General features: G+C 62.0%; 11 protein-coding genes. 4 read left to right on the top strand and 7 right to left on the bottom strand.

Annotation, left to right across the window (positions count from 1 at the left end):
- Positions 1-209 precede the first annotated feature (209 nt).
- From nosP to PKE98_RS26130, 3 genes are all read left to right on the top strand, one after another.
- Positions 210-1,400, top strand: a complete 1,191-nt coding sequence (gene nosP / locus PKE98_RS26140; RefSeq protein ID WP_271198409.1) for a nitric oxide-sensing protein NosP — start codon at positions 210-212, stop codon at positions 1,398-1,400.
- Positions 1,303-3,948: a hybrid sensor histidine kinase/response regulator NahK/ErcS' gene (nahK, locus tag PKE98_RS26135; protein ID WP_271198407.1), complete on the top strand. Its 2,646-nt coding sequence runs from the start codon at positions 1,303-1,305 to the stop codon at positions 3,946-3,948. The genes nosP and nahK overlap by 98 nt, the downstream gene beginning before the upstream one ends.
- Positions 3,949-4,249: 301 nt before the next feature.
- Positions 4,250-4,777 carry an REP-associated tyrosine transposase gene (locus PKE98_RS26130; protein WP_271198406.1) on the top strand — a complete coding sequence of 176 codons (528 nt, stop codon included), beginning with the start codon at positions 4,250-4,252 and terminating at the stop codon, positions 4,775-4,777.
- 63 nt (positions 4,778-4,840) lie between these two features.
- Here PKE98_RS26130 and PKE98_RS26125 read toward each other — a convergent pair whose 3' ends face one another.
- From PKE98_RS26125 to pedA1, 7 genes are all read right to left on the bottom strand, one after another.
- A complete protein-coding gene (locus tag PKE98_RS26125; protein ID WP_271198413.1) occupies positions 4,841-5,683 on the bottom strand; it encodes a DMT family transporter in 843 nt (280 codons plus the stop codon).
- Positions 5,684-5,704: 21 nt separating this feature from the next.
- A complete protein-coding gene (locus PKE98_RS26120) occupies positions 5,705-6,370 on the bottom strand; it encodes a response regulator (protein ID WP_271198405.1) in 666 nt (221 codons plus the stop codon).
- Positions 6,371-6,405: 35 nt separating this feature from the next.
- The gene (locus PKE98_RS26115) at positions 6,406-6,954 is read right to left on the bottom strand and encodes a PQQ-dependent catabolism-associated CXXCW motif protein (protein WP_271198404.1); all 549 of its coding nucleotides are present in this window, start codon (positions 6,952-6,954) and stop codon (positions 6,406-6,408) included.
- 178 nt (positions 6,955-7,132) lie between these two features.
- Positions 7,133-7,924, bottom strand: coding sequence for a lanthanide ABC transporter permease protein PedC (gene pedC / locus PKE98_RS26110; protein ID WP_271198403.1), 792 nt, complete (start codon positions 7,922-7,924; stop codon positions 7,133-7,135).
- Complete coding sequence (pedB, locus tag PKE98_RS26105; RefSeq protein WP_271198402.1) at positions 7,921-8,721, bottom strand: lanthanide ABC transporter ATP-binding protein PedB/LutE; 801 nt, start codon at positions 8,719-8,721, stop codon at positions 7,921-7,923. Before pedB ends, pedC begins: the two co-directional genes overlap by 4 nt.
- A complete protein-coding gene (locus tag PKE98_RS26100) occupies positions 8,718-9,683 on the bottom strand; it encodes a YVTN family beta-propeller repeat protein (RefSeq protein ID WP_271198400.1) in 966 nt (321 codons plus the stop codon). Before PKE98_RS26100 ends, pedB begins: the two co-directional genes overlap by 4 nt.
- A gap of 12 nt (positions 9,684-9,695) precedes the next feature.
- Complete coding sequence (gene pedA1 / locus PKE98_RS26095) at positions 9,696-10,898, bottom strand: lanthanide ABC transporter ABC transporter substrate-binding protein PedA1 (RefSeq protein ID WP_271198399.1); 1,203 nt, start codon at positions 10,896-10,898, stop codon at positions 9,696-9,698.
- 265 nt (positions 10,899-11,163) lie between these two features.
- On the opposite strand from pedA1, the gene PKE98_RS26090 reads away from it, so the two are divergent.
- Complete coding sequence (locus tag PKE98_RS26090; protein ID WP_271198398.1) at positions 11,164-12,426, top strand: sensor histidine kinase; 1,263 nt, start codon at positions 11,164-11,166, stop codon at positions 12,424-12,426.
- Positions 12,427-12,451: the final 25 nt, after the last annotated feature.

Below are 12,451 nucleotides of genomic sequence, written 5' to 3'. Positions count from 1 at the left end.
CGATCTCCCGATTCGATGAAGCCCTTAAGCCTAAATGCGTTACCTATGTCTCCCGACACCCGTTACCTATGTCCCCCGGCTGAACACTCCGCGCACCGTTGCGATCGCCCGCTACTTTCGGATAGGCCCGCCAACACCCAAGTAGGATTCGGCCACCGCCGCCCGCTCCGTACCATGGCCGCATCAATGTTTTTCCGTTGGGTGGGTGTATGCAGCAAGAAACAACCGATGGCGTGGTCATGGCCATGTCCACCGCCACCGACCCCGAGCAGGTGGCGCAGGAGCTGGCCCGTCAGCTGATTCACCCGCACCTGGGTTTCGTGCTGTTTTTCTGCTCCGCTCAATACGATCTCGAGGTGCTCGGCCCGACCCTGGAGCAGTATTTCGGCGGTATCGGCTTGGTGGGGTGCACCAGTGCCGGCGAAATCACCGAGCAGGGCTACGGCCGCAACTGCGTCAGCGCCGTGGGGTTTGACCATCGCAGCTTTTCCATCGCCAGCGCCTTGATCGACGAAATGGAGCGGTTCAGCCTGATCGACGCCCAGCAGTTGGTGGAGCGTCTGGCCAGCGATTGCCGTCACAATGCTCTGGCGCCGATCAAAGACCACTGCTTCGCCCTGACCTTGCTCGACGGCCTTTCCAGTCGTGAAGAACTGGTGCTGGCCGCCCTCAGCGCGGCGCTGGGCAGCATCCCTCATTTCGGCGGCTCGGCGGGCGATGACCTGCACCTCAGTCGCACCTATGTGTATTACGGCGGCGCCTTTCATGTTGGCGCCGCGGTGGTGGTGCTGGTGAACACCCAATTGGATTTCGAAGTGTTCAGCACCCATCACGTGGAGCCGACGCCGGTAAAGCTGGTGGTCACCCAGGCCGATAGCGCCAGCCGCCGCGTGCTGGAATTGAACGCCGAACCGGCTGCCGCCGAGTACGCCCGGTTGATCGGCGTGCCGCTGGAGGCGCTGGACGTCGGCACCTTCGCCGCCCACCCGCTGGCGGTGCGCATTAACGAGCACTACTACGTGCGTTCCATTCAGCGCGTCAACGACGACCTGAGCCTGAGTTTCTACTGCGCGGTGGAGAACGGCATCGTGCTCACCGCCATGACGCCCGGACCGCTGACGCCAAATCTGCAGGGCCTGTTCACACGGTTGCACGAGCGCCTCGGCCCGCCGCTTCTGACCATCGGCTGCGACTGTTTTCTGCGCCGCCTGGAAGTGGAACGCACCGATGAAGTGGCGCAAACCTCGGCGCTGTATCAAGCGCAACGGGTAATCGGCTTCAACTCCTACGGGGAGCAGTTCAATGGCATGCATATCAACCAGACCTTCACCGGTGTCGCCATTGGCCGCCGCGCCAGCCGACCCGAACGGGGAATTGGCGAACCTGCGCCTGGAGCTTGAACAGCTGCGCGAAGACAAACGCAAGCTGCAGCGCATCAATGCCGCGCTGATCGAGCGAGTGGAATCCAGCGCCTCGCGCCGCGACGATTCTTATGCCGCCTTTCAGCACTCGGTGGTGCTCGCCGAACAGGTGCGCGAGCGTACCGACGCCCTCAATCAGGCCATGGCCGAACTCAAAGCCAGCAACCAACTGCTCAGCGACGCCCGCCTGCGCGCCGAGACCGCGCACCAGCATTTGATCGACGCCATTGAAAGCATCTCCGATGGCTTTGTGCTGTTCGACAAAGACATGCGCATCGTGCTGTTCAACAGTCGCTTCAAATCGTTTTGGGCCCGCAGCCGCGTGCGCATCGGTTCCGGCACACGGCTGGCGGAAATCAAACGGCTGGCCCAGAGCACCGGGCTGATCGTGGAAGAGCTCAGCCGTAGCGGCGACGACCATACCCTGTACCGCCTGCACAACGGCCGCTGGATGCAGGTGAGCGAGCGGCCCACCCGCGAGGGCGGGCTGGTGATTCTGTACACCGATATCACCGAAGTGAAAATCAGTGAAACCATGCGCCGCGAACAGGCGCTGGCGCAGAAGTCGCGGCTGTTGCAACGGGCTGTGGATAACCTCTCCCAAGGCGTGGCCATGGTGAACGCCGAGGGCACCCTGGAACTGTGGAACCACCGGTTTCTGGAGCTGTGCGGCCTGGCGCCAATCGAGGCCCATCGGCCCTTTGTCGAAGTGATGGAAGACAGTGAGTTGGGGTTGCTCACGCCCGACACACAGGACAGTAACGGCCGGCGTGTCCAGCAAATGGAGCAACGCCTGTTCGACGGCCGCGTGCTGGAAGTGCGCACCCATCCCATGCCGGCCGGCGGTTTCGTCAACACCTTTACCGATATCACCGAACGCTACCGGCATGCCGAAGCCATCAGTGAAAGCGAGCGCTGGATTCGTTTGATCACCGACCATGTGCCGGCGCTGATCGCCTACCTGAGTGCCGACCTGGTCTACGAATTCACCAACAAGGTCTACGAGGAGTGGTACCACTGGCCACGCGGCGGCATGCTCGGGCAGAACATGCGCGAGGTGCACAACGACGAACATTTTCGCAACCTGGCGCCCTACACCGAACGCGCGCTCAATGGTGAAAGCGTGACCTTTGAAGTGGTGGAAACCAACCGCAACGGCCAGGAGCGCTGCATGCTGCGCTCCTACGTACCAAACCGGCAGGCCAGCGGCGAGGTGGTCGGCATCTTCGTGCTCATCCGCGATATCAGCGAGCGCCGGCGTACCGCCGAAGCGCTGCACCAGGCTTACCAGAACCTCGAGCTGCGGGTGCGCGAACGCACCTCCGAACTCACCCGTCTCAACGGCCAGCTACAGCAGGAGATCGACGAGCGCAGCCAGGTGGAACTGCGCCTGCGCGAAGCCAAGCGCGAGGCAGAAACCGCCAACCTGTCGAAAACCAAATTCCTCGCCGCCGTCAGCCACGACCTGCTGCAACCGCTGAACGCCGCGCGCCTGTTCACCAGCGCGCTACTCGAACGGGTAGAGCCCAACGGCAGCCAGACGCTGGTGCGCAATATCAGCAACTCGCTGGAAGACGTGGAAAACCTGTTGGGCACACTGGTGGATATTTCCAAGCTGGATGCCGGGGTGATCAAGCCGGATATCGCGCCGTTCGCCGTCGGTGAATTGCTGGATAACCTGGCGGTGGAATACCGCCAGCTGGCGGCCGTTGAAGGGCTGCAACTGGACTTTATTCCCTGCTCGGCGCTGGTGCGCACCGACATTCAGTTGCTCGCACGCATTTTGCGCAACCTGCTGAGCAACGCCATTCGCTACACGCCCAAAGGCCGCATTCTGCTGGGTTGTCGGCGCAAGCGGCAGAGTCTGGTGATTGAGGTGTGGGACACCGGCATGGGTATCGCCGCGGACAAGCTGGGCGAGATCTTTCAGGAATTCAAACGCGGCGATGTACAGCGGCATAACCAGGACCGCGGCCTGGGCTTGGGCCTGGCCATCGTCGACAAGATTGCGCAAATGCTCGGCCACCGTATTCGAGTGGCGTCGGTGCCCGGCAAAGGCTCGGTATTCTCCATCGAAGTGCCAACAGCCAGCCGCGCGCCGAAAGCAAGTCGCGAGCCTGTGGATAACAGCGAATGCCTGCTGGAGCGCCTGCACGGCTCACGGGTATGGGTGCTGGACAACGACGCCGCCATTTGCGCCGGCATGCGTACCCTGCTCGAAGGCTGGGGCTGCCAGGTGGTGACGGCCTTATCTGAACAAGACCTGGCACGCCAGGTGGATAACTTCCACGCCGATGCCGACCTGCTGATCGCCGACTACCACCTGGACGACGGCCACAATGGCGTCGATGCCGTAGCTGCCATCAACGCCCGCCGTGGCGTCCCGCTGCCGGCACTGATGATCACCGCCAACTACAGCAACGAACTGAAACTGCATTTGCGCGAGCTGGGGCACACCTTGATGCACAAGCCCGTGCGGCCGATGAAATTGAAGACGGCAATGAGTCATTTGCTCGACGGTAGTTAAGAACCACGGTGCGCGGAGCACACCCTACGGGGGGCGCGGTCTGCTTTTGTAGGGTGTGCTCCGCGCACCAAGCGATGGCGCGTCTTACGGCAAAGCGCGCTCAGTCACAGCAATGCGTGCGCCGTAAAACGTACAGCGTGTGCATACAACGAGGTCTGCTTTTGTAGGGTGTGCTCCGCGCACAATCGATGGTGCGTCTTACGCAAAGCCGCGTCCAATCACCGCAACTCCTGCGCCTTAACGTACAGCCCCCGACCACCCTGTTTTCTAAGCTGGCCACCCAATCAGCAGGAGACAGGGAATGTCCAGCTATCGCCGTCCTCATCACGCAGCTGGGCTGTATTTCTTCACGTTGGTAACTGCGAACCGCCGCCCCGTTTTAATCGACCCCGGCCTTCGTCGCGCGCTGCACGACGCCATCGCCGCTGTCCGCCAACGCTACCCCTTCACCATTCACGCCTGGGTTCTGCTGCCCGATCACTTGCATTGCATCTGGGAACTCCCCAAGAACGACACTGACTTTTCCAAACGCTGGTCGCTGATCAAAGCTCAAGTCAGCCAGCGATATCGCGCAGCCCCAAACAATTCCAGCAAACAGCGCCGACACGAGCTAGGCCTTTGGCAGCGGCGCTTCTGGGAGCACCGGGTGCGTGACGACGAAGACTACCGACGCCATATGGATTACGTGCACTGGAATCCAGTGAAACATGGGTTGGCAAGGACCGTGGCCGAATGGCCCTGGTCGAGTTTTCATCGATTGGTTCGCGATGGGGTTTACCCCCGAGATTGGGGAACGGGCGATCAGCCGGGTCAGGAGTTTGGCGAATAGCTCCAGTGTGAGTGGGATCGCTGAGATCGCAACGGTGCGCGGAGCACACCCTACGGTGCGTTTTTATCGAGACCGTGTTTTGGCCCTTAGCACCAACGCAATCCCACCCAACACCGCCACCGAGGCAATCACCAACCTTACGCTGATGCTTTCACTGAGCATCAGCGCCCCTGCCAGCGCCGCCAGAATCGGTACGCTCAATTGCACCGAGGCCGCCTGAAAGGCGCTGAGCCCCGGCAACGCGCTGTACCAGATGAAGTAGCCAACGCCCGAGGTCAGAGCGCCGGACAGCAGGGCATAAATCAGCCCCGGCGTGTCCCACTCCAACCGTTGCAAAAAGATCAGCGTCAGCATCACGGCAAACGGAATCGCCCGCAGAAAATTGCCCGCACTGGCGGCCAGCGGGTCTTTCACGCCGCGCCCCAACAGCGAGTACGCGCCCCATGCCACGCCCGCCAATAGCATCAACCCGCCGCCCACCAACGGTGGCGCACTGGCGCCTGGCAGCATCAGGGCGATTACCCCGGTCAGGGCCAGCACAAAGCCAAAGCCCTGTTGCAGATTGGCCCGCTCACCGCGCGCAAACCCCACCAGCAACATGCTCAGCTGTACCGCGCCAAACAGCAGCAGCGCGCCGGCGCCGGCATCCAGGTGCAGGTAGGCATAGGAGAACGCGGCGGCGTAGACAAACAGCGCGGCCGCCGAGGCCAGGTTGCCGGCCATGGGGGCGCTGCGGCTGCGAATACGCAGCAGCATCCAGAGCATCAGCGCGCCGCTGAGCAGGCGCACGCTGGTGAAGGTCACGGCATCGATCTGGGTGGTTTTAAGTGCCAGGCGGCAGAGCAGGGAGTTGCCGGCAAAGGCCAGCATGGCCAGCGTCGTCAGCAGCAGGGTGCGTGGGGTCAGCACCTTTTCCATACAGAACCCTTAGCGCCGCAGGTAGGCCGCGAAGTCGATATCACCGGCCGAGAGAATGGCTTGCACGCGGTTGTGCACATTGAGCTTGTGCAGGATGGCCGACACATGGGCCTTTACCGTGGTCTCGGCAATTTCCAGGTGGTAGGCGATTTGTTTGTTCGACTCGCCCTTGGTCATGCGCTCCAGCACCAACAGCTGTTTGCGCGTGAGCGCTTGCAGCAGCTCCGGGGCGAAGCTGGGTGCGTCGTTCTGCCGATGGCGGCTAGGGTTTTTCTGCGTGCGGATGATGTCGGAGGGCAGGTACACCTGGCCGTTGAGAATCTGCTCGATGGCTTCGGTCATCTGCAAACGCGGCGAAGATTTGGTGATAAACCCCACCGCGCCATAGGTGATGGCTTGCAGCACGATTTGTTTATCCTGCTCGGCGGAAACGATCACCACAGGAATGGTCGGTGCCTCGTTACGCAGGTTGATCAGGCCGTTGAGGCCATGCATGCCGGGCATGTTCAGGTCGAGCAGAATCAGGTCCAGGTCATCGTGTTCCTGGGTCAGCAGCAGGGCGCTTTCAAGGTCGGCGGTTTCCATCACTTCACTGTCGGGGAAGCCGTCGCTAATCACGTTATGAATGGCTTCGCGAAATAGCGGGTGGTCGTCGGCGATCAGAATCTTGTACATGGTCAGCACCTGTCTTCTTATGGTTTTTGCGGGGCTTAGGGAAAAGCCTGGGGTTGTGCGGGCGTCAGTGGCAGGCCTACTTGTTCCCAGGCATCGATGCCGTCACGGTACCAATAGAGTTGCTCATAGCCTAGCGCGTGGGCGCGTTTGATGGCGTTCCAACTCGCCCAGCAGTCGGAACGGCAATAGAACACCAGCGGCCGGGCCAGATCGCCTTCGGTGAGGCGTTGCAGGTTGTCGCTGAAATAGGCTTGCCAGGGGCCGTCGAGGTCGCCGTTGCCGGTGTTGGCCAACCATAGGCTGCCGGGCAGATTGGCATGGGGCTCGTCTTCGATGAACTGGCCGTTGAGCCAGGTGCGCCGGTACACATCCACCAGACGGGTGGCCGGTTGCGCTTTGAGCAGTTGTTGAAGCGCGGCGGTGTCGAGGGTGCGCGCATGCTCGGCCGTGGCGGGCGTGGGGCTGCGGTATTGGGTGATGCGATAGCCGTCTGCGGAGAAGAGGGCAGCCGTGGTGTCGGCCTGGCATGTGAGGGCCAGAAGTCCGAGCAGCACGCAGAATAACGTGTGCGTAAAGCAGCGCATGGCAGGTGGTCTCGTAGTTATTTTTATGCAGCCATTACACGGCAGCTGATACCCCTTGGAAATTGGACATTGAGCGGGTGAAACCAGTACGAAAGTAGTAGGGCGGGCACGGTCCCGTAGGGTGTGCTTTGCGCACCAAAGCGTTCGACAGGCAATCGCTTGGTGCGCGGAGCACACCCTACGAAGGGCGGCGCACGGCGGCGTGTTGGGGGTTGAAGCTGATTACCGCTAGCACGCTGAAGATCACCGTCAGCACCAGACAGACACCCATCGCTAAGCCGTTAAAGCGCTCATACAACGCAAACCGCACCAGCTCCACTGCATGGCTGAACGGGTTAAGCGCACATAACCAGTACAACCATTGGCTGGACTCGCGCATCTTCCACAGCGGGTACAGCGCCGAGGACAGAAAGAACAACGGGAAAATGACGAAATTCATCACCCCGGCAAAGTTCTCCAACTGCCGAATGCCGTTGGACAACAACAGCCCCATGGCACTGAGCAGCACCGCCACCAACAGCAACGCCGGCAGGGCGGCGAGCAACCCCCAGGCCGGTGGTTGCACGCCGTACACCCAGGCGATGGCGAGAAAGGCGTACACCTGCAGCAGTGAAATCAGCGCCGTGGCCAGCAGCTTGCTGGCCAGCAGAAAGGCCCGGGGCAGGGGGCTGGTAAGCAGCACGCGCATGCTGCCCATCTCGCGGTCGTACACCATCGACAAGGAACCCTGCATGCCGTTGAACAGCAGAATCATGCAGGCCAGGCCAGGCACGATATAGGTCTCATAGGTGATGTAGGTGTCGTACGGGGCGATGATGGCGATGCCCAGGGCCGCGCGAAAGCCGGCGGCGAATACCAGTAGCCACAGCAGCGGGCGCACCAGGGCGCTGAGAAAGCGCGTGCGTTGCAGCACAAAGCGCAGCCATTCGCGTATCACGATGCCGCAGAGGCACTGCCAGTAGGCGTTCATGGCTGCTCCGACACTTGGTCGCTTTTGTGGGGTGTGTTTTGCGCACCAAGCGGTTGTCTATCTGACGCCGTGGTGCGCGGAGCACACCCTACGGTCAGGTCGGCGAAGGCGTGGGCAAGTCCGACAGTTCCGGCAATTGCGCTGGCGTCGTCATTGGCTACCAACTGGCCTTGGTGCAGCACCAGTAACGCATCGTCGTGCTGCACTTCATCCAGTAAATGCGTTGTCCACAACACACTCAGCGCTTGCTCGCGGCACAACTGCCGCACGTGGGCGAGCAGCGCCTGGCGGCTGGCCGGGTCGAGGCCAACGCTGGCTTCGTCCAGCAATAACAGGCGTGGCTGGTGCAGCAAGGCGCGGGCGATTTCCACGCGGCGACGGTGGCCGCCGTTCAAGTCACGGACCTTGTCGCGCCGGCGTTCCTGCAGGTGCTGACGGCTTAGCTCGGCTTCGATACGCGCTGTTGCCAACGCTTTGGGCATGCCATGCAGTGCGGCGTGGTAGCGCAGGTTCTGTTCCACGCTCAGGTCCAGGTCCAGGGTGCTTTGCTGAAATACCACGCCTAACTGGCGCAGTGCTTCACGCGGCTGGCGCTGCAGGCTGTGGCCGTAAACGTGCAGCTCGCCCTGATGCAAGTCGTACAGGCGGGTAAGCAGGGCAATCAGGGTCGACTTGCCCGCGCCGTTGGGCCCGAGCAGGGCGGTAAAACGCCCTGGCGCAAGGCAAAAACTCACCTGCTGCAACGCTTGGCGCGCGCCATAGGCAAAGCTGATGCCGGTCGCTTGCAGGGCGTTCACGGCGTGACCACCACGCCCCAGGGATAGCGGCCCACCTTGATTGACTTGGTCACCTTGAGGCTATCCACATCCACCACCGACACATCACCGCTGATGCCATTGGTGGCCAACAGGGTTTTCTCGTCCGGAGTAAAGGCCATGTGCCAAACGCGGCGGCCCACCAGCAGGTAGTCCAGCACCTCGAAGGTTTTTGCATCCACCACGGCGATATGGTTGGCCGGGCCCAAGGCGACAAAGGCGTATTTGCCGTCACGTGTCAGCTTCACGCCCACGGGCTGTACCTTGTCCGGGTGTACGCCCTTGATCTGAAATTTCAGGGTTTTGATGATGCTGCGGCTGGCCACATCGATCACGCTGACTGTGCCGCCGATTTCCGCCGAGGCCCACAGCTGGCTGCCGTCTTTGTTGAACTCCACATGCCGTGGGCGTTGGTCCACCAGGGTGCTGTCCACCAGGGTCTGGGTGGCGGTGTCGATCCAATGCACCATGTTGGTGGTTTCGCTGGTGTTGATCGCCCACTTGCCGTCGGGGCTCACCGCCATGCCTTCGGGCTCGACGCCCACGTCTACCTGGGCGAGCACTTTGCTGTCCTGGGTATCGACGACGGTCACCAGCGAGTCGTCTTCGTTGGAGATATACAACCAGCGGTCGTTGGGGTGCAGGGCAAACTGTTCGGGGTCTGCGCCGGAGGGCAATTGCTTGATGATCTGGCGCGTTGCCAGGTCCATCACTTGCACCGTATCCGAGTCGCTGGCGCAGATGTAAAGCAGCGTGTTGTCGCTGGAGAGCAGCAAGCCGCGCGGGCGTTTGCCAACTGGCAAGGTCGCGGTGACGGTCTGGGTTGCCACGTCGATCACGCTGATGCTGTTGTCTTTCTCGTTGGAGATATAGGCCGTGGCGGCAAAGCTTGGCGCGCTTAGCAACGCGCTGGCCAGGGCGGAATACACAAACAGGCGGCGCATGGCGGTTCCTTGTTATGGGGTTTGGAGGGGCTGATCGATAAGCCGGCAGCTGCTTTCGGGCGCGTCCAGCCCCAGGCTGTCCAGCTCGGTGTCGGGGTGCAGAAAACCGTCTTGCGGTGAGGTGCTTACCAGCGCCCGTGGCTGTACCAGGGCAATGGGTTGGCGCAACTGGCCGTCCCAGGCGCGGAAGCTCAGCTTGCGGCCCTTGAAGCCATCGAGCGGCAGGTCCGGGGATAACGCCAGGGTGCGGATGGCCGCCGGGTCGGTGTTTTTCTGGTGGGTGACGGCGCTGGCGATGCTGCGCACGCCCATCCACGCCGCGAAGTCGCGATCGTTCATCCAGCGTTTGGCATACAGCTCGAAACGCTTTTGCAACTGCGCGGCACCGTAGGTTTCCACGGTTTTATGCCAGCCCATGGGCACCAGGCCCTGGGTGCCAGCAACGGGGCGCGGCAGCCAGGTATTGAAGGGCACGTATTCGCCAAAGTCGCCGGCTTCATCGGCCACCAGCACCACGTCGTAGTCGCTGGCCTGGGTAAACAGCGCCATATCGGCCTGGGCGCTGCGGCGCTGGTCGTTGTCAAAGGTCCAGGGTTTTTCCTCGATGATCTTCACGCCAAAACGTTTGGCCGCGCGGCGCAGGGCGGCGGCATACGCCTGGTCTTCAGGTTTCTGGCCAACGATCAAAAACGCTTTCTGCCATTGGCGCAGCACCAGAAATTGCACCAGCGCGTCGGTGAGCATCGCTCTGCTGGGCAGCGTGTGAAGCACGTTGTTCGGGCAGTTGGCACTGCGCAGCTCGTCGTCGTAAGCGCCGGCGTTGAACAACAAACTGTCACTCAAGACCGTGCTCAGCTGACGCAGGGTGGCAGCCGGTGCGTTTACCACGAACAGACGCAGGCCCTGGTCGTGAAGGTGTCGCGCGGCAGTGAAGAGTTTTTCCGGGGTGTCGGCAGTGGCCACCTGCAGGCTGTATTCGTGCTTGAGAAAGCGCCCGGTGCTGTTGCTGTCGGTAATGGCCAATTCAGCGCCGCGCAGGCCCGCGTCGGTGGGTTCGGGAATAACGTTGGACATCAGCGGCCCCACGTCCGGCGTATACCCGAGGTAGCCAATGCGAACCTGCAGCGGTTCGGCGGCAAAGCTCTGGGTGGCGAGCAGCGCCGAGCAGGTAATGGCCAGCAGATAAGCCCGGCCGTACAGCAGGTAATGGCGCATGGCGGAGCGCTCCTTGTTCTTGTACCGCCAGCATAGGAACCGCTCACCCCCTGGGAAATATGCAGAAAGTACCAGGCGGCCAGTACCAAGGTAGTAAGTGCGCATCCGGTATTGGCCGGCACAATCGCTCCCATCAACCTCTGCCTATAACAATCAAAGAGGTGCGCATGCGTGTACTCAAGGCCCTGTTGCTGCCCCTGTTGTTGATCATCACCCTGATTGGCGTGGATAAGGTGCACGCCGCCCTGCGCGTTCTGGTTGCGCCATGAAAGCCCAGCTCAGCCGTTCAGCGCTCTGGCGGATCAACCTGCTGGTGACCCTGTTTTTCAGCCTTGTGGCGCTGGTGTGCATGGCCGTGCTGCTGCGTCAGGCCAGCTACGACGTAAAGCGCGAACTGAATGCCGCGCAGGCCGTGGTCGAGTACCTACGCGAAGCGGCGCAGCGCGACCCTGCCAGCCTCGAATCGAAACTGACCCACAGCCTGCGCCACGTGCGCGTGCATTGGCTCAATGGCTCGGTAACCGTCAGTGACCCTCTCGACGCCTGGCTGGGCGAACGGCTGTTTCCGACGGCCAAACAGTTCGCCGAGCCGCTACGCCTGGCCGATGGCCGCGAGGTGCTGATCAGTGTCGACCCGCAGGATGAGATCGACGAGGTGTGGGATTCGCTGACCCAGTTGCTGGTGCTGTTCGGCCTGTCGCTGGGCCTGAGCCTGGCAGTGATCCGCTGGGCAGTGCGCCGTGGTTTGCGGGTGCTGGACGAGGTAATCGGTGGCTTGCAGCAGGTGTCCCAGGGCCAGCTACAGGTGCGCCTGCCGGTGCATTCGTTGCATGAATCCAAACAACTGGCCGAGCACTTCAACCAGATGGTCAGCACCCTGGAACAGGTGCAGGCCGACAACCGCGAACTCACCCAGGCGCTGCTGGCGCTGCAAGAACACGAACGCAAACGCCTGGCGCTGGCCCTGCACGACGACATGGGCCAATACCTCACCGGCATCCGGGCGCAGCTGTTGCTGTTGCGCTCCATGACGCACCAGAACCCGGCCGTGGCCGCCACCCTGCGCGGCCTGGAAATCAACTGTCAGCATATGCAGGAAAGCTTTCGCGGCCTCATTCGCGACCTGTACCCAGTGGTGCTGGAGCGTCTGCAACTGGGCGAAGCCATCGAGCTGTTGGTGGCGCAATGGCAACAGGCCCAAGGCATCCGTTGCGACCTGCGGATGGGCAGCCACTTGCCGCTGATGGAAGCAGCGCAGCAGGCGCATTTGTATCGCCTGTTGCAAGAAGCGCTGACCAACGTGGCCCGGCATTCTGGCGCCAGTCAGGTGAACGTGCGGTTGCACCGCCGAGGCAAGCGCCTGGCACTGCTGGTGAGTGATAACGGCAGCGGCGCCGAGCGGATTCCACGGCCGGGCATTGGCATGCGTTCCATGGGCGAGCGGGCGCGCTGTTTGGGTGGGCAATTGCACTTGCGTACACGGCCGGGGAACGGTTGGTTGCTCAGGTTAAGCATGCCGGCGCCGTAACCGCCCAGCCACCGAACATCACGAG

This window comes from Pseudomonas turukhanskensis (genome assembly GCF_027922365.1).
GTDB lineage: Bacteria > Pseudomonadota > Gammaproteobacteria > Pseudomonadales > Pseudomonadaceae > Aquipseudomonas > Aquipseudomonas turukhanskensis.
Note: the sequence above shows the minus strand (reverse complement) of the source record. Positions and strands in the feature narration are given on the sequence as shown.